At 70.0% G+C, this 23,696-nt stretch carries 24 protein-coding genes; 10 read left to right on the top strand and 14 right to left on the bottom strand.

The annotated features are described in order from the left end of the window. Positions 1-30 precede the first annotated feature (30 nt). From fabF to rrtA, 4 genes are all read right to left on the bottom strand, one after another. Entirely contained in the window at positions 31-1,272 is a 1,242-nt protein-coding gene (gene fabF, locus VF329_04820) for a beta-ketoacyl-ACP synthase II (GenBank protein ID HEX7080314.1), read from the bottom strand. Positions 1,273-1,327: 55 nt separating this feature from the next. Continuing rightward, the gene (acpP, locus tag VF329_04815; GenBank protein HEX7080313.1) at positions 1,328-1,570 is read right to left on the bottom strand and encodes an acyl carrier protein; all 243 of its coding nucleotides are present in this window, start codon (positions 1,568-1,570) and stop codon (positions 1,328-1,330) included. Positions 1,571-1,742: 172 nt separating this feature from the next. Next, complete coding sequence (gene fabG, locus VF329_04810) at positions 1,743-2,516, bottom strand: 3-oxoacyl-ACP reductase FabG (protein ID HEX7080312.1); 774 nt, start codon at positions 2,514-2,516, stop codon at positions 1,743-1,745. 30 nt (positions 2,517-2,546) lie between these two features. Continuing rightward, complete coding sequence (rrtA, locus tag VF329_04805) at positions 2,547-3,173, bottom strand: rhombosortase (protein ID HEX7080311.1); 627 nt, start codon at positions 3,171-3,173, stop codon at positions 2,547-2,549. Positions 3,174-3,334: 161 nt separating this feature from the next. Here rrtA and gspG point away from each other — a divergent pair, with 161 nt between their 5' ends. From gspG to VF329_04765, 8 genes are read left to right on the top strand one after another with little or no spacing between them, the layout of a single operon-like run. Further along, entirely contained in the window at positions 3,335-3,781 is a 447-nt protein-coding gene (gene gspG, locus VF329_04800; protein HEX7080310.1) for a type II secretion system major pseudopilin GspG, read from the top strand. Continuing rightward, complete coding sequence (gene gspH, locus VF329_04795) at positions 3,744-4,409, top strand: type II secretion system minor pseudopilin GspH (protein ID HEX7080309.1); 666 nt, start codon at positions 3,744-3,746, stop codon at positions 4,407-4,409. Before gspG ends, gspH begins: the two co-directional genes overlap by 38 nt. Continuing rightward, positions 4,390-4,833 carry a type II secretion system minor pseudopilin GspI gene (gene gspI, locus VF329_04790; protein HEX7080308.1) on the top strand — a complete coding sequence of 148 codons (444 nt, stop codon included), beginning with the start codon at positions 4,390-4,392 and terminating at the stop codon, positions 4,831-4,833. The genes gspH and gspI overlap by 20 nt, the downstream gene beginning before the upstream one ends. Further along, positions 4,830-5,438 carry a type II secretion system minor pseudopilin GspJ gene (gene gspJ / locus VF329_04785; GenBank protein HEX7080307.1) on the top strand — a complete coding sequence of 203 codons (609 nt, stop codon included), beginning with the start codon at positions 4,830-4,832 and terminating at the stop codon, positions 5,436-5,438. Before gspI ends, gspJ begins: the two co-directional genes overlap by 4 nt. Next, positions 5,435-6,364: a type II secretion system minor pseudopilin GspK gene (gspK, locus tag VF329_04780; protein ID HEX7080306.1), complete on the top strand. Its 930-nt coding sequence runs from the start codon at positions 5,435-5,437 to the stop codon at positions 6,362-6,364. The genes gspJ and gspK overlap by 4 nt, the downstream gene beginning before the upstream one ends. 2 nt (positions 6,365-6,366) lie before the next feature. Continuing rightward, on the top strand, positions 6,367-7,584 hold the full coding sequence (gene gspL / locus VF329_04775; GenBank protein HEX7080305.1) for a type II secretion system protein GspL: 1,218 nt from the start codon (positions 6,367-6,369) through the stop codon (positions 7,582-7,584). Further along, positions 7,581-8,051: a type II secretion system protein M gene (locus VF329_04770; protein HEX7080304.1), complete on the top strand. Its 471-nt coding sequence runs from the start codon at positions 7,581-7,583 to the stop codon at positions 8,049-8,051. The genes gspL and VF329_04770 overlap by 4 nt, the downstream gene beginning before the upstream one ends. A 3-nt stretch (positions 8,052-8,054) precedes the next feature. Continuing rightward, complete coding sequence (locus VF329_04765; protein HEX7080303.1) at positions 8,055-8,867, top strand: type II secretion system protein N; 813 nt, start codon at positions 8,055-8,057, stop codon at positions 8,865-8,867. Here VF329_04765 and VF329_04760 read toward each other — a convergent pair. From VF329_04760 to VF329_04750, 3 genes are all read right to left on the bottom strand, one after another. Next, entirely contained in the window at positions 8,797-12,111 is a 3,315-nt protein-coding gene (locus tag VF329_04760; GenBank protein ID HEX7080302.1) for a UvrD-helicase domain-containing protein, read from the bottom strand. The two genes, VF329_04765 and VF329_04760, sit on opposite strands and share 71 nt — an antisense overlap. Further along, on the bottom strand, positions 12,108-14,675 hold the full coding sequence (locus VF329_04755) for a PD-(D/E)XK nuclease family protein (GenBank protein ID HEX7080301.1): 2,568 nt from the start codon (positions 14,673-14,675) through the stop codon (positions 12,108-12,110). The genes VF329_04760 and VF329_04755 overlap by 4 nt, the downstream gene beginning before the upstream one ends. Positions 14,676-14,765: 90 nt before the next feature. Then, a complete protein-coding gene (locus VF329_04750; protein ID HEX7080300.1) occupies positions 14,766-16,019 on the bottom strand; it encodes an aminotransferase class I/II-fold pyridoxal phosphate-dependent enzyme in 1,254 nt (417 codons plus the stop codon). A gap of 201 nt (positions 16,020-16,220) precedes the next feature. Here VF329_04750 and VF329_04745 point away from each other — a divergent pair, with 201 nt between their 5' ends. Both VF329_04745 and VF329_04740 read left to right on the top strand, forming a co-directional pair. Beyond that, positions 16,221-16,979 (top strand): electron transfer flavoprotein subunit beta/FixA family protein, encoded by a 759-nt coding sequence (locus VF329_04745; protein ID HEX7080299.1) that lies wholly within the window; start codon positions 16,221-16,223, stop codon positions 16,977-16,979. Beyond that, the gene (locus VF329_04740; protein ID HEX7080298.1) at positions 16,976-17,947 is read left to right on the top strand and encodes an electron transfer flavoprotein subunit alpha/FixB family protein; all 972 of its coding nucleotides are present in this window, start codon (positions 16,976-16,978) and stop codon (positions 17,945-17,947) included. Before VF329_04745 ends, VF329_04740 begins: the two co-directional genes overlap by 4 nt. A gap of 75 nt (positions 17,948-18,022) precedes the next feature. On the opposite strand, the gene VF329_04735 is transcribed toward VF329_04740, so the two are convergent. The 7 genes from VF329_04735 to VF329_04705 all read right to left on the bottom strand — a co-directional run bounded on the left by VF329_04735 (position 18,023) and on the right by VF329_04705 (position 23,561). Continuing rightward, positions 18,023-18,508, bottom strand: a complete 486-nt coding sequence (locus VF329_04735; protein HEX7080297.1) for a peroxiredoxin — start codon at positions 18,506-18,508, stop codon at positions 18,023-18,025. A 60-nt stretch (positions 18,509-18,568) separates the two neighbouring features. Then, positions 18,569-19,870, bottom strand: a complete 1,302-nt coding sequence (locus VF329_04730; GenBank protein HEX7080296.1) for a tetratricopeptide repeat protein — start codon at positions 19,868-19,870, stop codon at positions 18,569-18,571. 116 nt (positions 19,871-19,986) lie between these two features. Beyond that, positions 19,987-20,388, bottom strand: a complete 402-nt coding sequence (locus VF329_04725; protein ID HEX7080295.1) for a biopolymer transporter ExbD — start codon at positions 20,386-20,388, stop codon at positions 19,987-19,989. Positions 20,389-20,408: 20 nt separating this feature from the next. Then, a complete protein-coding gene (locus VF329_04720) occupies positions 20,409-20,822 on the bottom strand; it encodes a biopolymer transporter ExbD (GenBank protein ID HEX7080294.1) in 414 nt (137 codons plus the stop codon). Between the two features lie 8 nt (positions 20,823-20,830). Continuing rightward, positions 20,831-21,358, bottom strand: a complete 528-nt coding sequence (locus VF329_04715) for a MotA/TolQ/ExbB proton channel family protein (protein ID HEX7080293.1) — start codon at positions 21,356-21,358, stop codon at positions 20,831-20,833. Positions 21,359-21,384: 26 nt separating this feature from the next. Then, positions 21,385-22,752, bottom strand: a complete 1,368-nt coding sequence (locus VF329_04710) for a MotA/TolQ/ExbB proton channel family protein (protein HEX7080292.1) — start codon at positions 22,750-22,752, stop codon at positions 21,385-21,387. Beyond that, positions 22,749-23,561: a DUF3450 domain-containing protein gene (locus VF329_04705; GenBank protein ID HEX7080291.1), complete on the bottom strand. Its 813-nt coding sequence runs from the start codon at positions 23,559-23,561 to the stop codon at positions 22,749-22,751. The genes VF329_04710 and VF329_04705 overlap by 4 nt, the downstream gene beginning before the upstream one ends. Positions 23,562-23,696 lie beyond the last annotated feature (135 nt).

The following is a 23,696-nucleotide window of genomic DNA, read 5'->3' as shown; positions in this document are numbered from 1 at the left end:
GTGCGATGAAGCGCCGGGCGCCGACCTGCGTCAGCTCCACCGCCTGAAGACGACCGTGCCGTTCGTCCCGCCGAAACCGAACGAATTCGACAGCGCGACCTCGAGCTTCGCCTCCCGCGCCTCGTTGGGCGTGTAGTCGAGGTCGCAGGCCGGGTCCTGATTCTCGAGGTTGATCGTGGGAGGAATGACCTGCTCGCGCAGCGCGAGGATCGTGAAGATCGCTTCCGCGACGCCGGCCGCGCCGATCATGTGGCCCGTGGTCGATTTCGTGGAGCTCACCGCGAGCTTCTTCGCGTGGTCGCCGAACGTGGCCTTGATCGCGACCGTCTCGGCGACGTCGCCGAGCTGAGTGGATGTGCCGTGAGCATTGATGTAATCGACGGCGTCGGGCGCGATCCCGGCGTCGCGAAGGGCGTTGCGCATGCAGAGCTGCGCGCCCTCCCCCGCCTCCGCCGGCGCCGTGATGTGATGCGCGTCGTCGCTCATGCCGAAGCCGATCAGCTCGGCGTAGATGTTCGCGCCCCGGGCGCGTGCGTGCTCGTACTCCTCGAGCGCGATGCAGCCGGCGCCGTCGCTCAGCACGAAGCCGTCGCGGTCCCGGTCCCAGGGGCGGCTCGCCCCCTGCGGATCGTCGTTGCGCTGCGAAAGAGCGCGGGCGGCGCAGAAGCCGCCGAGCCCGAGCGGCGTGGTCGCGTACTCGGCGCCGCCCGCGAACATGACGTCCGCGTCGCCGTACTGGATCAGGCGGGCCGCGACGCCGATGCAGTGCGTCGACGTGGTGCAGGCGGTGACGAGCGCGAGATTCGGGCCTTTCAAGCCGTACATGATCGCCACGTTGCCGGAGATCATGTTGATGATGCTGCTCGGCACGAAGAACGGCGAGATGCGCCGCGGGCCGCTGTCGAGCCACTTCTGGTAGTTCGCTTCGATCGTGCTGATGCCGCCGATCCCGGAACCCATGATCACACCGATGCGGTGCGCGTTCGAATCGTCGATCGTGATTCCGGAGTCGTCGAGCGCTTGCTTCGTGGCGGCGATACCGTAATGGATGAACGGATCGCACTTGCGGGCTTCCTTCGGCTCCATGTACCGGCCGACGTCGAACCCGACGATCGTGCCGGCGATGCGCGTGGAGAACGCGCTCGTGTCGAAGGCGTCGATCGGCCGAATGCCGCTCTTCCCGTCGCGAACGTTGCGCCAGCCCTCCCCGACGGTGTTGCCCGTGGGTGAAATCAGCCCGAGCCCTGTGACTACGATCCGACGCTTCGCCACGCGTGATTCTCGGTTCGGGTGCGGGGATGAAGGACAGACAGCGTCGTGGATGGGCTCAGGATTCGTTCTTCTTTGCGAGAATGTAGTCGATGGCTTGCTGAACCGTGGTGATCTTCTCGGCCTCCTCGTCCGGAATCTCGGTCTCGAACTCCTCCTCCAACGCCATCACGAGCTCCACGGTATCCAGCGAGTCGGCACCCAGATCGTCGACGAAGGAGGCATCGTTCCTGATTTCGTCGGCCTTCACCCCCAGCTGCTCGGCAATGATCCCCCGAACCTGATCTTCGACGCTGCTCATGTCTCTGATACCCCTCATTAATTGACAGGCCGAACCAATTGGTCCGGCCGGCGTGGCGCGTATTGTATTGGAATCACCCGGGCCATTCTACAACGCCGGTTGCCCGTCCCGCGGGCCGTACGGCGGCTTCGTTATCTTCGCCGGATCAATGGCTTGACGGGACGCCGCAAGGCTACTGCATGTACAGCCCGCCGTTCACGTTCAACGTTTCGCCGGTGATGTAAGCGGCCGCATCGGACGCGAGGAAGACGACCGCGGCGGCGACGTCGTCGGGCGTGCCGAGGCGCCCGGACGGGATCTGCGCGCGCAGGGCTTCGACCTGCGTCTCATCGAGCGCGCGCGTCATGTCGCTTTGGATGAAGCCGGGAGCGACGACGTTCACCCTGATGTTTCGCGACGCTAGCTCCCGTGCGAGCGACTTCGAGAAGCCGATCATCCCGGCCTTCGCCGCGGCGTAGTTCGTCTGACCCGGGTTGCCCGAGAGGCCGACGACGGACGCGATGTTGACGATCGCGCCCTGCCGCGCCTTCATCATCCCCCGAACGCAGGCCTTGCAGAGCCGGTACAGCGAGCCGAGGTTCGTGGAAAGCACCTCGTCCCACTCCTCCGGCTTCATCCGCATCAGAAGGTTGTCGCGTGTGATTCCCGCGTTGTTCACGAGGATCGTCGGCGCGCCCTCTCTCGATGCGATGTCGTTCACGGCTTCGTCGACCGACTTCGGGTCGTCGACGCGCATCACGACGCCGCGGCCTGCGGCACCGATGTCGCGAAGCCGGGCGCCGATGCCCTCGGCGCCCGCTTCGCTCGTGGCCGTGCCGATGACGACGGCGCCCTGCCGGGCCAGTGCTTCCGCGATCGCGCTGCCGATGCCGCGCGATGCGCCGGTGACGAGCGCGATGCGGCCGGCGATCCCGGGCAAGGGATGCGACGACGTCGATGGGTCCATGGAGAATCTCGCGTGTCGGAACGGGCGCGATTATAGCGAGGCGGCTTTGCGGGCGGGAACCGCGCGGCGAAGCAGCGCAAACGCGAACCCCCCTATTGCGCCGTAGAGATGCGCGGCGACGATCACGGCGCCGCCGGACGTCTCCACCGAAAGCGGAATCGGCCCGAAGCGCTGCTCATACGCGAGCTTGACGGCGAGACCTGCGCCGAGAAGCCAGGCGAGCAGCGGAAAGCTGCGCAGCAGCGCCACGGCGCCGGCCGCGACGAGCCCGTGGAGCACGCCCGAAAGCCCGACGTACCAGTCGATCTCGGGAGCGAAAAAATAGAGCCCGCCGTCGATCGCGAGCGCGGACGCGGCGAATGCCCCGATCCAGTCGGCGGTTGCGAAAGCGTCGTCGATGAGCGACGCGATCAGGAAGAGCGCCGCGAGGTTCATCACGACGTGCCCCCAGCCGAGGTGCACGAGGTGGCCCGTGAGCAGCCGCCAGACCTCGCCGGCCTGGAGCGCCTCGCGCTCGTAGCGCAGCGCTTCGCGTGCCGCGTCCCCGCCGAAGCCGAGCGCGAGCACTGCCGCGGCCAGGACGAGCACGGGCACCCATCGCGCCGCGCGTTGTCGAATCGACGGGATCGTGCCCGCCGCTACATGGCCGCTGTTCACGACTCCCCCTGTTAGGGTTGTGTTATCTTGCGCCTGCGCAGGCCGGTGGCCCCGGAGCCGCTCCCCGTGACGCCGCGCCGCGCTGCGCGTATGAGCAGGTATGAGGTACGCGCGTGCCGCCTGCGCCTTCCGGCGCGTCCCAGCATGCAATAGGTAAGAGTATGCGAGCAATCAGAGCAACGGCGATCCGGACCCAGCGAGGTTTCACGCTGATCGAGATCATGGTCGTCGTCGTCATCATCGGGCTGCTCGCCGCGATGGTGGCCCCGCGGCTGCTCGGCCGGATCGACACCGCCGCCGTGAATCGCGCGAAGCAGGACATTCGCGCGATCGAAACCGCGTTGAATCTCTATCGCCTCGACAACTTCCGTTACCCGAGCACCGAGGACGGGCTCGAGGCGCTCGTCACCAACCCCGGCGAGGCCGTCGCGCCGAACTGGAACCCCGGTGGGTACCTGCCGCGGCTGCCGATCGACCCGTGGAACAACGAATACCAGTACCTGAATCCCGGGCAGCGCGGCGAGTTCGACGTGTTCTCGTACGGCGCGGACGGCGAGCAGGGCGGCGAAGGTGTCGACGCCGACATCGGCAACTGGGATCTCGACTGACGCCGCGCGGGAACGCCGGCGCCGCCGCCGTGCGCTCCTCGCTCGCCCGCGCTCGAGCCGCGGCTTCACGCTGCTCGAGCTGCTCGTCGTCGTCACGATCATCGGCCTCTTCGCCGGTGCGGCGGTCCTCTCGATGGATCTGGTCGACGACGAGCGCGGCCTCGAGCGCGAGGTCACGAGGCTTCAAAGCTTGCTGAGCCTCGTCCGTGAAGAAGCGGTGATGCAGTCGCGCGACTTCGGCGTTCTTTTCGCCGAGGACGGTTACCGCTTCTATACGTACGACTATGAGCAGCGGCGTTGGGTGGAGCCGCCCGGCGACAATCTCCTCGTCCATCACGAGCTTCCGGAGCCGTTGCAGGTGGATCTCGAGATCGAGGATCGCGACCTCGTGCTCGAGCCGATGTCGAGCAGCATGTCGACCCGCGACGACTCGAGTGGCGACGACTCGGGCGACGACAGCGACGCGGAGGACGAGGGCCCGCAGCCGCAGGTGATGATTCTCGCGAGCGGCGAGATCACGCCTTTCACGGCGGCGTTCTATCGGGATCCGGCCGGGGGCCGCTTCACGATGACCGCGGACTTCGACGGCACCTTCACGGTATCGAAGGATGGCTTCGACTCGCCTTGAGCGCGCTTCGAGCGCGGGCTTCACGCTGCTCGAGGTGATGGTCGCGCTCGTGATCGTCGCGCTCGGCATGATGGCCGTGAACACCCAGCTCGGCCGCTACGCCGTCGGGGCCGCGCGCATCGAGGAGAAGACGCTCGCGAGCTGGATCGCGACGAACAAGATCACCGAGCTCAGCGTGCAGAACGGCTGGCCCGAGATCGGCGAGCAGGAGGAGGAGCTCGAGTTCGCCGGCCGGATGTGGCACCTCCGCACCGAGATCTTCGAGACGCAAGTGCCGAACTTGCGGCGCGTCGAAGTCGCCGTGTCGTTCTCGGAGTCGCCGGACGACGTCGTGCACGAGGTCATGGGACTGGTCGAGCCGCCGCCGCCCCGCGGCTTCGTGCCCGCGAGCTGGCTGCCGCCCGCGGTGGAGGCTGGAGGATGAGGAAGGCCGGCGGGTTCACGCTGATCGAGCTGCTCGTCGCGATGACCATCCTCGCGATCATCGGCGTCATGGCGCTCGGCGGGCTGAATACCGTGATCCGGCAGCGCGAGATCGCTCACGAGCGCGCCGAGCGCTGGCGCGAGGTGCAGTTCGCGATGCGCATCGTCGCTCAGGATCTCGCACAGATTCAGCCCCGACCCACGCGCGACGAGCTGGCTGCGGGCTACAGCCCGGCCGTCCTCGCGAACCCCAACTCCCTTTTCGCTCTCGAGTTCAGCCGCGGCGGATGGTCGAACCCTGCGGGCTTCCGCCGGGGCACGGTGCTGCGGGTCGCCTACGATTTCGAGGAGGACAAGCTCGTCCGCTTCCATTGGCCCGTGATGGACCGCACGCTTGCGACGCCGCCGATCCGCGACGAGCTCTTGACCGGCGTCGAGAACGTCGAGGTCCGCTTTCTCGACGCCGGCGGCACGTGGCATCTCGAATGGCCGCCGCTCGAGGTTCAGGGGCCGCAGGCGCTCGTGATGCGGCCGCGGGCGATCGAGCTCGCGGTCGAGCTCGAGGACTTCGGCCGCATATGGCGTCTCGTGGAGACGAGCGGATGAGCCCGCGCGACCGCCAGCGCGGGATCGCCGTGCTCACCGCGATGCTCGTCGTCACGATCGGTACCGTGCTCGCCGTGAACTTGATGTGGGAAGCGACGCTCGACCTGCGGCGTACGACGGCCGCGCTCGGCGCGGACCAGGGATTGATGTACGTGCAGGGCGCCGAGGCCTGGGCCGCGGACATTCTGCGGCAGGACCTCGTCGACTCGCCGGACAGCGACAATCTCGGCGAGGATTGGGCGCTCGAGCTCGCGCCGCTGCCGGTCGAGGGGGGCGCGATCGCAGGACGCCTCGAGGACCTTCAAGGCCGCTTCAATCTGAACAACCTGATCGCCGCGGACGGCACGCCGGACGAGATCGCCGTCGCGCAATTCGAGCGTCTGCTCGAGCTCGTCGAGCTCGATCCCGCCCTCGCGGGCGCGGTCGTCGACTGGCTCGACCCCGACGCGGAGCCGCATTTCCCGAACGGCGGCGAGGATGAGGCGTACGCCGACACGAACCCGCAGTACCGAACCGCGAACGCGATGGTCACGACGCCGACGGAGCTGATGGCGGTCAACGGCTTCGACCGCGACGCGTACGAGCGCCTCGCGCCGTACGTCACCGCGCTGCCGGCCGGCACCAAGATCAACGTGAACACCGCATCCGACGTCGTGCTCGCGTCGCTGTCCGATATGATCGATCTGTCGCAGGCGGCGGCGCTGATCGAGCAGCGCGGCGATACGGGCTTCGCGGACATCGATGCGGCGTTCTCCGGGCTCGTGGAGCCGGAGATGCTGGAGCGTATCGACGGCGTCACCGACCATTTCCTGTTGACGGCGACGGTCGTGCTTGGTACGACGCAGGTCACGTTGCGGTCGGTGCTGCAGCGCGATCCGAGCGGGGTCACGCGCGCGCTGTTCCGCACCCTCGGGGGAGTCGAGTGAGCGTGGAGCATCTCGTCATTCGTCTGCACGCGGATCCGGCGACGGCCGAGTGGGCCGTTTTCGACGATAGCGGGCGCGTCGTGAGCCGGGCGGCCGTGGGCCCCCTCGCCGACGCCGCCGGCGTTGCGGCCGGACGGCGCGTGATCGTGCTCGTGCCCGCCGTCGACGTCATCTCCACGGAGGCCACGCTCCCGAAGGCGAGCGCGTCGCGGCTCAGGAAGATGCTGCCCTACTCGCTCGAGGACGCGCTCGCGGAGGATGTCGACGACCTCTTCTTCGCAGTAGGTCCGCGGCTCGAATCGGGCGCCGTGACGGTCGCCGTCGTCGGCCGCGAGCGGCTCGAGGCATGGCTCGGCGCGCTCGCGGAGAGCGGGATCACGCCGAGCGCGGTGTACTCCGACGCGGACGGTGTGCCGGACACGCCGTCCACGCTGACCGTCGTCGTCGCGGGCGACCTGGTCTACGGCAGAGCGCCGGGGCGGCCGCCGTTCGTGCTCGAGGGCGTCGCTCTCGAGGAGGTTCCCGACATCGTCGACGGCTCGTCCGAGCTGCGGCATGCGCTCGTCTACGTCGACGAGGCGGCGAGCGCACGCCAGGAGGAAGCGCTGCGCGCGCTCTCCGAGCGCATTCCGAACTGTCAGGTGAAGCTGATGGCGGACGGCGCCCTCTACCACCTCGCGGCGACGATCACGAGCCGCCCGGGCGTGAACCTGCTGCAAGGGCCGTACGCGCCGAAGTCGAGCATCGGCGTGCTGCTGAAGCCGTGGCGCGTCGCTGCGGGGCTCGCAGCGGCGGTGCTCGTGCTCGGTGTGCTGGCTCAGGGCGTCGAGTACCTTTCCCTCGTGCGTCAGGATCGCGCGCTGACCGACCTGTTGACCGAGAGCTGCCGGCGGGACATGGGCGCGCCGGCCCTCGATGCGTGCCGCGCGGCCGTCCGCAGCCGCCTTGGCGGCCGCGGTCTGCTGCAGGGCCCGGACGACGGATTCCTGAGCGCGCTCGCCGTCATCGCCGAGGCGCGCGTCGAGGACAGCCGGCTCGAAGCGCTGAGCTGGCGCAACGACGTGCTCGACCTTCAGCTCACGGTGCCCGACGTTCCCGCGCTCGACGCGTTCGCACAGGCCGTCGAGCGCTCGGAGCAGTTCGCCGTGCGAATCCAGTCCGCCAATTCCGCGGAGAGCGCCGTCGAGGGCCGCGTGCAGCTGATCGGGGCCGAGCGATGAAGGAGTGGTTCCTGAGCCGCGAGCCGCGCGAGCGCGTGATCCTCGCCGTCGGCGCCGCCGTGGCCGGCGTGATCGTCCTGTTCGGCTTCATCTGGAGGCCGCTCGCGGCGGGCACGGCCGAGCTTCGGGAGAGCGTCGAAGAGAAGAACCGCCTGCTGATCGACCTTCAGCAGGCTGCCGCCGTGCCCGACACTGCGCGCCCGGCGCGGAGCGCGCCGGGGCAGTCGCTGGTCGTGCTCGTCGACAGCACCGCGCAAGCTCACGGGGTCGCCGAGGCCCTTACCCGCAGGCGTCCGGACGGGCCCGACAGGATCGACGTGACGTTCGAGAACGCCTCCTTCGATGCGCTCGTGAGCTGGCTCGTGGCGCTGCAAACCGAGCACGGCATCGGGGTCGAAGCGGCCTCGGTCACGAGCGGCAGCGGGCCCGGGCTCGTCAACGGCCAAATTTTCTTGCGGCGGTCCTGATCGATGCCGAGCAAGTACGCCTGGCTTGCGCTCGGCATCGGCGCGTATGTCGCGTTCGCGCTCTCGACGTTTCCAGCCGCGACTGCCTATCGGCTGTTCGCGCCGGAGACCGTCCGGCTCGCCGGCGTCGAGGGCACCGTCTGGTCCGGCGGCGCCGCCGTCGGGTCGGTCGTCGGTCTGCCGCTGCGCGACGTCAGCTGGCAAGTCGACGCGCTTCCGCTGCTCACGGGCCGCGTGGCCGCGCACGTCGAGGCGAGGCTCGCCGACGGCGTCATCCAAGGCGACGTGCGGGTGACGCCGCGCACGGCGGTGCTGCGCAACGTGCGGGCGGGCATCAGCGTCGCGGCACTCTCGCCGCTCGTCCCGCTCGCCGGCGTCGAAGGGCAGCTCCGCATCTCGCTCGAGCGTGCCGAGATTCGTGACGGCTGGCCCGTCGAGCTCGTCGGCGAGGCGCAAGTCGCGGAGCTCGCGGTGCCGCCGCTTCTACCCGTCCGACATCCCGGGCTGATTCCGCTCGGCGGTTATGAGCTCACGTTCGCGGAGACGCCCGATCCCGGTATTCTCGGCGAGCTTCGCGACACCGGCGGTCCGCTCGAGGTCACCGGCACGCTCGCGCTCGAGCCCGACGGCGGTTACCGCCTCGCGGGGCTCGTCGCGGCTCGCGCCGGCGCGCCGCCCGAGCTCGTGCAGGGGCTCGAGCTGATGACCGGGCCGCCCGAAGCCGGCGGAAAGCGGCCGTTCGAGCTCACCGGCTCGCTCCGCCCGCCGGCCAGCAGCGGAACGCCCGCAGCATCGGAAAATAAAGCCCGGCAGTGATCGGCCGCGGATCGATCTCGGCGATCGCCGCGGCGTAGCGCTCGAGCTGCGCGCGCCACCGCTCCACCTCGGCGTCGAGAAACGCGTCGACGTCCGCGCCTTCGTGCGAGCCCGTCTTGAAGTCGATGATCCAACGCGTGCCCTCCTCCACGAAGGTGCGATCGAGACGCACGTGCTCGAGGAAGACGCCGTTGCGCACGGTGAGCGCGAGCTCCGAGCGTGCCTCTGCACGGGGACCGAGGATCCAACGCCCGCGGTCGTCGGTCAGCGTGAATGCGAGCGCTCGGGCGACCGCGTCGGCGCCGGCCGACGCCTCGTCGCTTTCGAGGCCGAGCACCTCGAGCTCGCGGCGGAAGGTGCGCGTCGACGCGCGAATCGCGGCGGCGTCGAAAGCATCGAGCCCTGCCGCGGCCACGCGATGCAGCCACCGGTGCACGACGGTGCCGATCTGCACGGCGGGCAGCCCGGCCCACTCGAACCGCGGCCGACCCGCGGCCGGGGGCGGCGGCTCGGCGTCGGCGCGGGTACGGCCGTTGCCTGCATCGAAGCCGTCGGCGAGGCGGCGCAGCACCGGCTGCACTGCCTCCGGCTCCTCGGCGCTCGCCGGAGGCGCCTCCGCCTTCGGTCCGAACCGCTCCGCCACTGCGGGCCAAAGCGGCACCAGAAGGCTGCGCTCGGGCGGCGCGTCCGCGAGCGCGGCGATCCGGCCGACGAGGTGCAACCGCTTCTTCGCGCGCGTTGCCGCCACGTAGAGCAGCCGCGTCCTCTCGGCCTGCTCGCGCGCGTCGTCTGCGCGGCGGATCGTCGCGGTCAACGCGTCCTCGGCTCCCGGGCGATTCAGCGGCGCGATGATCAGGTCCTCGCTGCCGTCGTTCGCGACGCGCTGCATCCAGTAGAGCGCCTTCGCCTCGTCACGACGCGGCTCGCGACCGAGACCGAGCAGCACGACGGTGTCGAACTCGAGCCCCTTCGCGCGGTGGATCGTCATGATCTCGATGCCGCCCTCCGGAGCCGACGAGTACGGAAGCGGCGTGCGGAACGCTTCCTCCAGCGCCGCGGGATCGTCGAGATCGCCGCGGCGGGACAGCCGCGCGAGCGTCGCGAAGAAGACTTGCGCGCGCTCGCGGTCGTCCTCCGAATCGAGGCAAGCGGGGCCGTCGAGCGCGATCCACGTTCGTTCGATCCAGTCGGCGAAGGGACTCGCGTCCCGCCGCTCGAAAGCCTCCGCGAAGCGCGCCTTGATCCATTCGAGGCGCACGCGCGCGTCCTCGCCGACGCGCGCGAGCGCCGCGTGATCGTGGAGCAGCTCCCAAACCGTGCGGTCGCGCTCCGCGCCGCAGAGTGCCTCGAGGTCGCGCCAGCCGATGCCGCACCACGGCGCGTGCAGCACGCCGAGCCACGCGATGCGGTCGCCGGCGTGCGTCAGCGCGCGCGTCAGGCCGATCAGATCCTGAACAACCTGATGCTCGTGGAGCGGATCGATCTCGGGGGCCGAGACGGCGAGACCGCGCGCGCGGAGATGCTCGTGCAGCCCGGCGAGATGCGTGCGGCTGCGCACGAGGACGGCCAGCGACTCCTCCGGCGCCCGCCGATGCTCGCGCTCGACGATCTCGAGAGCCGCGCGCAGCTCTTCCTCGTCGTCGTCCGTGCGCATCGCGTGCATGCGCACGCAAGTGTCGGGAGCTTCGGCGCGAACCGCACGGCACGCCGAGAAGCGAGCCGCGCCCGCGCCGATGTCGTCGGCATCGGGAAACGCGCGCGCGAAGGTTTCGTTCACCCAGTCGACCACGGCCGGGGCGCTGCGGAAGTTTCGCTCGAGCGTCAGCGGATGGCAGCGCACGCACCCTACCCCGTCGCGGCGAACGCGCAGGAACAGCGACATGTCCGCGTCCCGGAAGCGGTAGATCGACTGCATCGGATCCCCGACCAGAAACAGCGTCCTCCCGTCGCCCGGCTCCCAGCCGGAGGTCAGCAGCTCGAGCAGGCGAAGCTGCGAGTGCGACGTATCTTGAAACTCGTCGACGAGCACGTGCTGCACGCGGTAGTCGAGAGCGAGCAGCAGGTCGGACGGCCCGTCCGCGCCGGCCAGGGCCTGCTGGGCCGCGAGCGCGAGCTCGACGAAGTCGACCGCCTGGCGCTCGGCGAAGACGACGCGCAGCTCCGCCGCGAGCCGGCGCAGCACGATGCGGAGCGCCGCGAGCGCCGCCCACTGCTCATCGGAATATTGCGGGCGCGGCAAGCGCCGCGCGTCGGCGAGAGCGAGGCGCGCGCGCTCATTCGCCGCGAGGCCGTCGAGCAGGCGCCGCAGGCGGACCCGCTCGCTCGGGTGCGCCGGGCCGAAGCCGAGCGCACGGTCGAGGCGCCGGCGCCATTCGTTCTGCTTCGTGAGCAAGAGGCGCGCGGCCGCGTGCCAGGAGTCCAAGCGGTCGAACGCGGCGTCCGCGCGCACGCCGCCGAGCCAGGGCGCGAACGCCGCGCGCAGCTCCGCCGTCTCGGCGTGCCGGGCGGCGTGCGCGAGCAGCGGCGGCAGCGCTTGCTCGAGCTCCGGAGGCAGCGCTTTCGCGGCCGCCTCGAGCGCTTCGGAGACGAGCCGGCCGAGGGCCGCCTCGAGATCGTGGCGCAAGGCCGCTTCGTCGTGCAGCGCGAAGTGGCGAAGCCATTGCTCGCGTTTCGGCAACAGCTCCGCGAGCAACGTCTCGAGCCGCGCGACGGAATGCTCGCAATAGCCGAGCAGCCGCCGAAGCGCAACACCGAGCTCGCCGCGATCCCCGAGCTCGGCGACCGTGCGTGCGGCGGCGAGCCGATAGTGCTCGGCCGCGTCTTCCACGATCCGCGCGCCGGCGACGCCGTTCGACGACGTCGGCAGCTGCCGCGCGAGGCGCGCGTTCAGCGCATCGAGCGTCTCGATCCGCATGCGCCTCGAGTGCTCGGCGAGCGCCCACTCGCGCTCGTCGCTTCGCGCGAGCACGCGCTGCGCGAGACGGAGCGTCGCCGCCCGGTGCGGCTCGGCGGCGCTCGCGCCGCACGCCGCCTCCTGCAGCGCGCGGGCCACGCGCCGGCGCATCTCGGCGGCGGCCTTGCGCGTGAAGGTGATCGCGACGACCTGCTCCGGCTCGTCGACGGTCGCGAGCAGCGTGAGGTAGCGCTGAATAAGGAGCTCCGTCTTCCCGGATCCGGCCGGCGCCTGAACGATGAACGAGCGCCGAGGATCGAGCGCCTCGCGCCGCGCGGCCTCGTCGGTCACGGCGGGCTCCATGGCGCGAGCCAGCCGCGGTGCAGCGCCGTTTGCTCGTGCACGCGCGTCAGCGGCGCGTACGGCCCCGCAGCTGCGTCGTCCCCCAGAAAGAAGCGCGTATCGCCCGCCGCGTACGCATCGACGAGCGCGTGGATCGCCGAGCGCCACGCCTCGATCAGCGCGTCGAGCGTCGCGTGCTCGCCGGTATCGCGGGGACGACCGGGGAACGCGCCGCGCGGCCAGATGCCGAGATAGCCGACTCGCTCGGCGCGGAGCGCCGCGACCGCGAGCGCGGCGACGCCCGGCGAGAGCGCGACCGCGTAGATCGGGAGCTGCAGGTCCCCGCGCAGCGCATCCGCCCGAGGCGCCTGCGGCGCGTGTCCGGACTTGTAGTCGATCACGGCCAGCCCGTCGCCGCCCGCGAGCTCGTCGACGCGGTCGATTCGACAGCGAATCGTCTTGCCGCGGATCTCGATCTCGAGCGGCCACTCGAGCGCCTTTACCCGATAAGGCGACCGCTCGAGCTCTTTCGCGGCGAACGCCTCGATCAGCGCCGCCGCGCGCTGCGATTCGATCTCGAGCAGCGCGGGAAGCGCATCCCGCGCGGCTCCGAACGTTTCCGCGGCCGCGGCCCGCGTCGCGCTTCGCGCCGCGGCCGCGATCTCGGGCCCGGCGGCGGCGGAGAGCGCGTCGCGGCTCGCGTAGCGGCGGACGAATCGCTCGAGTGCACGATGCAGGATCACGCCTTGGAGACGGGCCGGGACTCCGGGCTCAGGCCTCGCGAGCGGACGGGCGCCGAGCCGGTGCTCGCAGAAGGCGCGCAGCGGGCACAGCGCTTGCGCGGCGACGGCGGCAACGCCGCCGCGAATCTCGGGCTCGGCGAGAGGCGGCGGCGGATCGGCCACCGTTTCCCGTGCGCGCGGCGGCGGGTCGGGGCGCCGCGCCGGCCCGGGGATGGGACGCTCCAAGGGCCGGAGGTCGCGGATTAGCGGGCTCGGATCGGCCGCCTCGTCGCGCACGCGCGCAGGCCAGCTCAGGACCGCCTCCGGGACGCGCGCGATCAGCCGGGCGACGAGCGCGCGCGAGCGAAGCAGCGCGTCGCGCGGCGAGGACCACGGCAGACCGTGCTCCGCTTGCAGGCTTCGCGGCAACAGCGGATTCACCCGCACCGGCCGCGGATACGCGGTGGCCGCGACGCCCGCGACCCAGCACCCGGCGTAGCCCGGGCCGACGTCGCCGAGGTCGGCGAGCACGTGAATGCCCGTGACGGGCATCGGAGCCAGGGGGCCGCCGCGCAAGCCGGCTTCGAGCTCGGCGAGCGCCCGCGGCGCGCGGATGGCGCCGACGATCGGCGTGAGCCGCGCGACGTCCTCGAGCGCCCGCTCCCACGACTGCCGCTCGGCGTCGCCGGCCGCGTCGCCTTCGGGCCAGCCGGGCCAACCGAGCGCTTCGAGGACCGGCGGCCAAATGCGGACCCACTGGGCCGGTGTGCGCGCGGCGCCGTCGAGGCCGAGCAAATCGAGCGCGGCGTCGAGCTTGGCGGCCGCGTCCGGCGCCGCCGCCCGGAGGCGGTCGGCCAGCCCCGCGCGACGATACGCCTCGAGGAACGGCAAGCTCGCGCCGAGCGCCTCCCGGAGCTTCGCCTCGGCGCGGGCCGCCGCGGCGGACGAACGAGGATCCCAGTGGAACCGCGGGTTGCGGAGCCAGCGGCTCAGGTGCGAAAAGGCGCCTTTCGGCGAGACCAGCTCGAGCGCATTCAACGCGGCCCCCGCGAGCGGCAGCGCGTCGACGTCGGCCGCGGGTGCGGCGACGAACAGCGGCGGCGGCGACGCGTTCCCGCCGCCGAGCGTCTCGAGCAGCGCGCGGCGGACCTCGTCCGCACGCTCCGCGAGGTCGTCGACGACGATCGCGACCCGCGCGGACGGATGCTCATCGAGCCGGCGCGCGGCCCACGCCGCGGCCGCCCGCAGTTCGTCGAGCGGGTCCGCGCAGCGGATGCGATACGCGGCGCCCGGGCACTCGGGCGGCGCCGCGGTCGTGATCGTCGCGCCCGACGCGCGCAAGCGCTCGATCACCTTCTCCTGCGCGGGCGTCGCCTCGAAGTCGGCGAGCACGACCGGGACCGACGGCAGCTCGACGGCGGCCGCGAGCGCGGCGTCGAGCCCGGCCGCGTCGATCCAGCCGCCGTCGGCGAGCCGCGTCCGGTAGTCCTCGGCCCAGCGCAGAAAGGCGCCGAAGTCCGTGCCGTGCCGCGCCGCGTCGAAGGGCCGGAGATCGATGCGCCACGCCGCGACCCGGCGCCAGGCGTCCTCCGCCCAGGCCGCGGCCCCCGCGACGCCGAGAAGCTCGGGGCCTTCGGCGGACTCGGCGACGACCCGGCGCCACAGCGCCGCGGACTGCCGCGGCGCGAGCAGCACGGGCGCGTCCGGCGCCGCGCGCAAGAGCCAGATGCGCTCGGTCCACTCGCGATACGTCTCGGCCAGCGGCCCGGGCCAAGCTCGGCATTCGCGCCCGACGACGCGCTCGGCGAGATAGGCTTCCCATTGGCGCGCGGCGAGGCGATCCGCGACCACGTGCGTGGCCTGCGGAGACCGGAGCGGGTCGACCGGCGAAGTCGCGGACAAAGCTTGCGTCGTTACCCGGACGGCGCGCGGCCGCGCCGTCTATGCGGTTTCGAGCTTCGGCGGATGCCGGGACATCTGCGACAGCACGTCCTCGATCCGCTTGAACACCTCGGTGAGCTGATCCTCGTCGGGCAGCGTCGTGATCCGGAAATGATCGCGATAAGGCGTATTGAAGCTCGACCCGGGCGCCACGAGCACATGCTTCTGCTCGAGCAGCTCCATCGCGAACGCCTCGTCGTCGAAGCCGGGCAGCTGCCGCGTATCGACGCCGATGAAGGCGTACATCGAGCCGCGCGGCGGCACGAGGTGGAGAAAACGGCTGCGCGTAACCGCGTCGATCACGACGCGGCGCGACTCGTAGAGACGGCCGCCGCGCCCGCAAAGCTGCGAGATGCTCTGGTAGCCGCCGAGCGCGGTCTGCACGGCCCACTGCCCGGGCACGTTGCTGCAGAGCCGCAGCGCGGCGAGGAGATCCATGCCGGTCAAGAACGGCTCCGCCCGGTCGAGGGTGCCGCTGAACGCGACCCAGCCGACGCGGTACCCGCAGGCGCGGTACACCTTCGAAAGGCCGCTGAACGTGCCGCACAGCGTATTGCGCGCAAGCGTCGCCATCGGCACGAACTCGGCGTCGTCGTACACCATCTGGTCGTAGATCTCGTCGCTCAGCACGACGAGGCCGTGCTTCTCCGCGACGCGCGCAAGCCCCGCGAGACACTCGCGCTCGTACACCGCGCCCGTGGGGTTGTTCGGATTGATCACGACCAGCGCCCGGGTGCGGGGCGTGACGAGCTTCTCGATCGCGTCGACGTCGGGATTGAACTTCTGATCCTCCGGGCACGGGTAGTACACGGCGCGGCCGCCGTTCAACGTCGTCGCCGCCGTCCACAACGGATAGTCGGGGCTCGGGATCAGCACCTCGTCGCCCGGGTTCAGCAGCGCGCGCAGCGTGAGATCGATCAGCTCGCTGACGCCGTTGCCGATGAAGACGTGGTCGGCCGTGGTGTCGAAGACGCCGCGCTCCTGCTGCTGCATCACGACGGCTTCGCGGGCCGGAAAGATGCCCTTCTGGTGGCAGTACCCTTCCGCGGCGGCGAGATTCTCGATCATCGCGAGGCGCATCGTCTCCGGCGTGCGAAACCCGAAGCGCCCGGGGTTGCCGATGTTGAGCGAGATGATCTCGTAGCCTTGACGCTCGAGCTCGAGGGCGCGGCGCGCAAGCCTGCCGCGGATCTCGTACCGCACGCCTTTCAGCTGCGTGCTGGGCTGGATCGTATGAGTCTGCCTCGACGCCACGGCCGCACCCGTATCGACGAAAAGAGGCCTATTCTGCCCCGAAGACGAAGCCTGCGGAAAGGAGCGGTTCGGCAAGCCGCTGCGGCGCGCGCGATCCGTGCGGCCCCGGATCGGGGCGACACGGAGAAGGCGCGCGCTCGTGCGCGCGAGCGCCGCGGCGCCCGTTGCCGATAGAATGGCGGAAAAGCACCGGGTGATGCGATGGCCGATCCGCGAAGAATTCTCGTCGCTCTGAAGCGCGTCGTCGATTACAACGTGCGCGTGCGCGTCAAGCCGGACGGCTCGGGCGTCGCCACCGAAGGCGCGAAGATGAGCATCAATCCGTTCGACGAGATCGCCCTCGAGGAGGCGCTGCGCCTCGAGGAGCAAGGTCTCGCGGACGAGGTCGTCGTCTGCGGGATCGGCCCGGCCGAGTGGCAGCAGCAGCTGCGCACCGGTCTCGCGATGGGCGCGGACCGCGCGGTGCACGTCCTCACCGATCTCGAGCTCGAGCCGCTGGCCGTAGCGCGCACGCTGCTCGCGATCGTGCGCCGCGAGCAGCCGCTGCTCGTGCTTCTCGGCAAGCAGTCCATCGACGGCGACAACAATCAGACCGGGCAGATGCTCGCCGCGCTGTGGGACCGGCCGCAGGCCACCTTCGCATCGAAGGTCGAGATCCGGGACGGCGTCGCCACCGTCGGCCGCGAGGTGGATGCCGGCATCGAGACGATCGAGGTGGAGCTCCCCGCCGTCGTCACGACGGACCTGAGGCTCAATCAGCCGCGGTACGTGAAGCTGCCGGAGATTCTGAAAGCGAAGCGCAAGCCCTACGAATCCGTGCCGCTCGCGGAGCTCGGCGTCGATGCGACGCCGCAGTTCCGCACGGTCAAGGTCGAGGAGCCCGAGGCGAGGCGGCGCGGCGTCGTCGTGCGCGACGCGGCCGAGCTCGTCGAAGCGCTGGCCGATCGGGGGCTGCTGTGACGGCGAAGGTGCTGGTCGTCGCCGAGCACCGCGGCGGGCGCCTCGCGGAAAGCACCGCGAAATGCGTCGCGTGCGCGCTCGAGCTCGAGCCCGAGTCGCTCGACGTCGTCGTGTTCACGGCGGACGCCGACGAGCTCGCCGCCGAGGCGGCCCGAATCCGCGGGGTCACCCGCGTGCTCGAGGCTCGCGACGCCGCGCACGAAGGGCTGCTCGCCGCCGTGCTCGCGCCGCGCCTCGCGGAGCTCGCGGGCCGCGGCTATACCCACGTCCTCGCCCCTTCGACGACGTTCGGCAAGGACCTGCTGCCGCGCGCGGCGGCGCTGCTCGGCGTCGGGCAGCTGAGCGACATCATGGCCGTCGAAGGCCCCCGCCGCTTCAAGCGGCCGACGTACGCCGGGAACGCGATCGTCACGGTCGAGGCCGCGCCCGACCGGCTGCTGGTCGGCACGGTCAGAATCGCGTCGTACCGTCCCGCGGAGCCGAGCGACCGGCCGGCGCCGATCGAGCCGTGGACGTCGAGCGTCGCGCCGCCCGGCCACACCCGCTACGTGCGCCTCGACGCGACCCGCACCGGGCGGCCGGACCTCCAGACGGCGACGAAGGTGGTCGCGGGCGGCCGGGCATTGGGCAGCGCCGAGCGCTTCGAGCTGGTCGGCCGCCTCGCGGACGCGCTCGGCGCAGCGATCGGCGCCTCGCGGGCCGCGGTCGACGCGGGGTACGCGCCGAACGACCTTCAGGTCGGGCAAACCGGTAAGGTCATCGCGCCGGATCTCTATATCGCTCTCGGGATCTCGGGCGCGATTCAGCACCTGACGGGCATCAAGGACGCCGGCACGATCGTCGCGATCAACAAGGACCCGGAGGCGCCGATCTTCGAGGTCGCGGACCTCGGCCTCGTCGCCGACCTTTTCGAGGCCGTGCCGGCGATGATCGACGCGCTCGAGAAGCGCGCCGGCCGTGGTGTCTGACACCTTTTTTCCCCAAAACGGTGTCAGACACGTTTTTCCCCCGGCGAAAAAAGGTGTCTGACACCTTTTCCTCGGCTACGACAGCTGGCTGAGCGCGGTCTCGGCGGAGCTCACGCCGAACTGCCCGGCCGGCTCGATATTGAGCTGCGTCACGACGCCGTCGTCGACGATCATCGAGAAGCGCTGGCTGCGCCGCCCCATTCCGAATTTCGTGGCGTCGAGCTCGAGACCGAGCGCGCGCGCGTAGTCGCCGTTGCCGTCGGCGAGCATCAACACCTTCCCGTCGGCGTTCGCGCTCTTGCCCCACGCGGACATCACGAACGCGTCGTTGACCGCCATGCACGCGATCGTATCGACACCCTTCGCGCGCAGCGCTTCGGCGTTCTCGACGTACCCCGGCAGGTGCTTGGCCGAGCAGGTCGGCGTGAACGCGCCGGGCACGGAGAAAAGGACGACCTTGCGCCCGGAGAACAGCTCGTCGGTCGTCATCGTTTGCGGGCCGTTCTCGCCCATCACTGTGAACTGGCCCTTGGGCATCTTGTCGCCCACTTTGATCGTCATTTCTCTCCTCCTTTGAATCGGAAGTCGACCTCGCCGTGACGCACGGAAAGCACGGCGGCTTCAGCCGCGCCGCTGCACGGCGCGCCGCCGCACAGCTTGCTCGAGCTGCCGCTCGCGGTCTTGCTCGTTCTCGATGTAGTCCAGCCACTGCTCGGCGCGTTCCCGGCTGCGCTCGTCGCGAGCGGCCGCCTCGAATGCGCTGCGCGCCGCATCATACTGCTCGAGCTCCGTGAGGCAATTGCCGAGCAGCAGGTTCGCCTGGTCCGGGCGCTCGAGACCGCCGCGCTCGAGACCGTCGCGGGCGGCCTCGGCGCACTCCTCCCATCGCGCGAGATTCGCGTAAGACTGCGCGAGCATGAAGTGCAGCTCGCCGTCCTGCGCAAGCTGCGTGGCGCGCGTCAGCGCCGGCAGCGCTTTCTCGTCCTGTCGCGCGAGCCGCCACGCTTCGGAGAGCAGCTGCCAGTTCGACTCCGTGGATTCGATCGCGCCGTCGTCGAGCCCTTGCTGCAGCAACAGCGCGGCTTTGTAAGGAATGTCCGCTTGCAGGAGCATCCGCGCGAGATTCACGATTTCCTGCTCGCTCGTGAGCCAGCCCGCCTCGTACGCGGCCTCGTAAAGCGCGAGCTGGAGCGTCTCCTCGCCCGTGCGCCCGTACATGGCGGCGAGCTGGACGAGGTATTCCTTCTTTGGCCAGCGCTCGACGAGGACCGTGAGCGTCTCGATGACCTTCGGGTCGTTCTCGAGCTCGAAATAGAGAGCGGCGAGGAGCTGGTACCAACCTTCCTCGGCTTCTCTTCCCCGTGCGCGTGCGATCTCGATCCCGGTGACGAGCGGCTCGACGGCCTGCTCGTACTGCTCGAGCCGGTGGTGGATCTGCGCTTTCAGGACGTAAGCCTCCGGGTTGGGATTCTCGGCAATCAGGAACCATTCGCCGAGCGTGTCGAGAGCGTCCTGGTAGCGCTCCTGCCGGGCGTACAGCTCCGCGAGCGCGAGCATCGTCGCCGCCCGGAGACCGAGCGGCTGGGCGGACGGCTCGAGCGCGTTCTCGTACGCCGCGATCGCCTCGGCGTGGCTTCCCTGCCTGAGATAGACGAGCGCATAGAGCCGCCACATCTGCGCGAGCTCGTAATCGGTAAGATCGCCTATCGCGCGAACCCGCTCGAGCGCGCGCAGGGCACATTGCATGTCGTCCTTCTGCGCGCAGGCTCGTGCTTCCGCGAGCCGCTCGTAGACGGGCTGGCTCACGGCGGGCACGGGCTCCGCCGCCCGCGTCTCCTGCGGGTCCTGCCGCTCGCGCACGTCCTGCGCGAACGCGCCGCAGGCCGCGAGGAGCAGAACACCCGCGACGCTTACTCGTGCCAAGCTCGGTCCCTCTCGAGAGCGTCGATACGATCCCATTGTTACCCGTGCGCTCGGCCGGGAGTCAACGCCCGCGAGGCACGGTAACGCCGCCGCTGGACGATGGGAGCCGCGAGCGATCATCCGGATCCGGCCGCGATCGTCACCGCAGTGACGCCCGCTTCCTTCGCCGCATCCATGACCGCGAGCAGCACGCCGTTGCTCGCCGCCCGGTCGGCCTGGATCACGAGGCCCCCTTCCGGGTTCTGTGCGCGGAGCCGCTCGATCTCGGCGCGCACCGCCGGCGGATCGACGGCCCTGCCGTCGATCCAGATCTCGTTGCCGGCCGTGATCGCCACGTAGATGCTCGCGGCGTTCGGGGTGGTGGCCGTGACCGCGTGCGGCCGCGCGACCTCGACTCCGGGCTCCCTGACGAACACTGCCGTGACGATGAAGAAGATCAGCATGATGAACACGACGTCCAGCATCGGGGTCATGTTGATCTCGCTTTCTTGCTGTTCGGTGAGGAAGTCGTCGTCCACGGCGCTTCTCCTGCGGCGGCTCAGTCGGGCGGGGCCGCGAGCGAGATGTCGCGGACGCCGGCCTGTCGAGACGCATCCATCACGGACACCAGCGTCTGCGCCGAGGAATTCGGCGCCGCCTGAATCACGACCGGCCGGCCGGGATTCTCGGCCGACATCCGCTCGATATGCGCGCGGACGGCGCGCACGTCGACGGGTCGATCGTCGATCCAGATCCGATCGCCGCCGTCGATGATCACGAGAATCGCCCCCGCCTCCTGCACGACCTGCGGCTGGTCCTCGTCCGGACGAGCGGCGTCGATGCCGGTCTCGCGGATGAACGTCGACGTCACGATGAAGAAGATCAGCATGATGAACGTGACGTCGAGCATCGGCGTGAGGTCGATCTCGGCTTCGTCGTCCTGCGGCTGCACGGTCGCGATGTGCTTGCGCATGCTCTTCCCTAGTGATCCATCGTCATTGCGTCTTCGAGCATCGCGATGTTCCGCTTCGCCTGGCGATTCAAGATCGTCACCAGAAAGACGCCCGAAAGCGCGCCCACCATGCCCGCCATCGTCGGCACGGTCGCCATCGAGACGCCGGCTGCCATTGCCCTGGCGTTGCCCGTGCCGGAGAACGCCATCGCCTGGAAGACGGCGACCATGCCCGTCACCGTGCCGAGGAGGCCGAGAAGCGGACACAGCATAACGAGCGTCCGGATCAACGGCAGCCCTCTGTTCGCGTTCATGCGCGCCTGCGAGATGATCTCCGCGCGAATCTGACGTGCGTGCCAGGTGCGCCTCTCCGGCCGCGCTTCCCACTCCGCGAGCGCTTCGCTCATGACTTCTTTCAGCCCGGTCCGGAAATAGATCAAGCGCTCGAGAATCAGGGTCCACATGATCAGCAGGACCACCGCTATCAGACGCAGCACCGGCCCGCCGAGCTCGAGGAAGTCGCGAATCTTCTCGTATGCGTCGATGAGGAGCTGCACGATCCCTCCTAGCGCACGCCGGCCCCTCAGCGCCTTTCGGCCTGACGCGCCACGATGCCGGCGCTTTGCTCCTGCAGAATCTGGATCAAATTGCGTGCACGCGTGTTGACGAGCGTGTGCAGCAGCACGGTCGGTATCGCGACGCAGAGGCCGGCCACGGTGGTGATCAGCGCGACGGAGATGCCCGACGCCATGACCGTGGGGTCACCCGTGCCGAACAGCGTGATCGATTGGAACGTCTGGATCATGCCGACGACCGTGCCGAGCAGTCCGAGCAGCGGCGCAACGACCGAGATGACCTTGATGAACAGGATGCCGCGCTGGAGCTTCGGCACCTCCCGCAGAATGGCTTCGCCGAGCTTCAGCTCGAGCGTCTCCGTGTCGACGTTCGGATTGTCGTGGTACACCTTCAGCACGCGGCCGAGCGGGTTGTCCTCGTTCGGCATGTCGCTCTTCAGCTGCGCCTTCACGCGGCGGGCGGCAATGCCGAGCGTGATCAGTCGCTCGGCGGCGAGCGCGATGCCGATGACGCCGAGCGCGATGATGATCAAAGTGATGATGCCGCCGAGCTGGACGTACTCGCCGAAGGTCGGCGTCTCGATCAGCAGCGCGAGTAGCTGCCCGCGTGTGACGTCGATGCCGAAGCGCACCATCTCGTCGTCGGGCGCCGCCCGCAGCAGATCGGAGGTGCTGTTCACGAAGCGCCCCTGCGGCTGGCGCTGAAGCTCGGCCACCGAGCCGCTCTCGGTCATGCGCAGATAGCGGCCGTCCGCGACGAGGTTGAACGGCCCGACCCGAACGATGTCCTCGGTGACTTTCCGGCCGTCGGCCGTGAGGACCTCGAAGTCTTCGAGCCGCTTGATCTTCCCGAGCTCGGTGGCCTCGCGTTGAAGCTCGAACCACAGCCGCTCGATCTCGTCGATCGTAGGGAGCCGGCCGCTCGAGCCCGCCTTCGCGGCAAACTCCGTGAGGAACGCGTCGCGGTCAGGGTATTCGATGTTCGTCAGCGAGCTCCGGAACAGGGAGCGGGCGTCCCCGGAGACCTGCTGGAGCACGCCGAAGAGCTCGCGCAGCGTGCCCAACCGCTCGTCGAGCTGCGCCTGCACGTCGTCGATCAGGCGCTCGTTCTCCTCGAACGTGGCCTCGAGCTGCTCGCTGCGCTGCTGCACCTCGGCCTTGCGCGCCTGCGCCTCGCGCAGCAGCTCCGTCCGCTCGGCCTGCCTCTGCCGAAACTCCTCGAGACGCTGCTGATGCTGCCGGTCGTCGCGCGTCTGCCCCTGGCGTACCAAATCGAGAAGCTCGTCGAGGCTCGTGGCATCCGTTTGCGCGCGCGCCGGCGCCGCCCCGATCACGGCGCCGAGCGCGGCGGCGGCGAGTAGACGATGGCACCTCATCCTCGATTCTCCTGTCCTCGATCGGCCTGCGGCGGAGCAACGGGAAGCATGTAGAGGCGGTCCGGCGGCGCATCGGAGCCGAGCCCGTCGATGACGGCCCGGATCGTTTGCGCATCGGACGCGGACAACGCCACCCAGCTGCGCGTGCGCCGGTCCCACGCGCCGGCGAGCCGGTCGTCGGGCGTGACGTAATAGAGGGCGATGCGCCCGATCATCAGGAAGTCGACTTCACGCACGACATCCCCGATCTCGAGACGCCCGCGGTAGGTGTCGGGAAAGCGGCCGTAGTCGATCTCGGTCTGCCAGGCCTCCATCACGTTGCGGAGCTGCTCGGCCACCGTCACGTCCGCTCCGAGCATCCGTCTGAGCGTCTCGACGCGGTCCAGGCGCTCTTCGCGACGGAACGGCACGTCGAGCTCGATGAATGCTTCGAGCGCGTCGATCATTCGGGTCATGAGCGGCAGGATCCGGCGCTCGATGACCGTGACCTCGTCGATGGACGCGCGCAGGTGCTCGAGCCGGCCGTGCTGGTCGTCGATCTGCGCTTCGAGCAGCTCGTTGTAGACGGCGAGCCCGTCGATCTCCTTCAGAAGGAGCCGGTACGCGTCGAATCGGGCACGCGTCGCCTGCGCGATCGCGTCGATCTCCCTCTGGGCTTCCTGCGCCTGCTCGATTCGATTCTCTTCCGCGGCGATGAGCGAGTCCAGGCTTTGACCCACCGCCGCATTCGCGATCACGAGGCCACCGAGCGCAGCCGCCGGCCACGACGCACGCGGCCTGGTCCCTCTCGTCTCGACGTGACCCACCATCGATCGGCTCCAACGGAAGGCTTCAGCGCCTCCCCGCGATCGATCCGGCTCGCTCTGTTGTCTCCTGAACCACGACAGGAAGAATGCTCTCGAACCGGCAAGCAGTCGAGCGCGCCGGCGCGACGCCGCCGGCGC

Source organism: Gammaproteobacteria bacterium, assembly GCA_036381015.1.
GTDB lineage: Bacteria > Pseudomonadota > Gammaproteobacteria > Steroidobacterales > Rariloculaceae > ZC4RG20.
The sequence above is the reverse complement of the archived record's forward strand: the minus strand, read 5'-3'. Positions and strand labels throughout refer to the sequence as shown.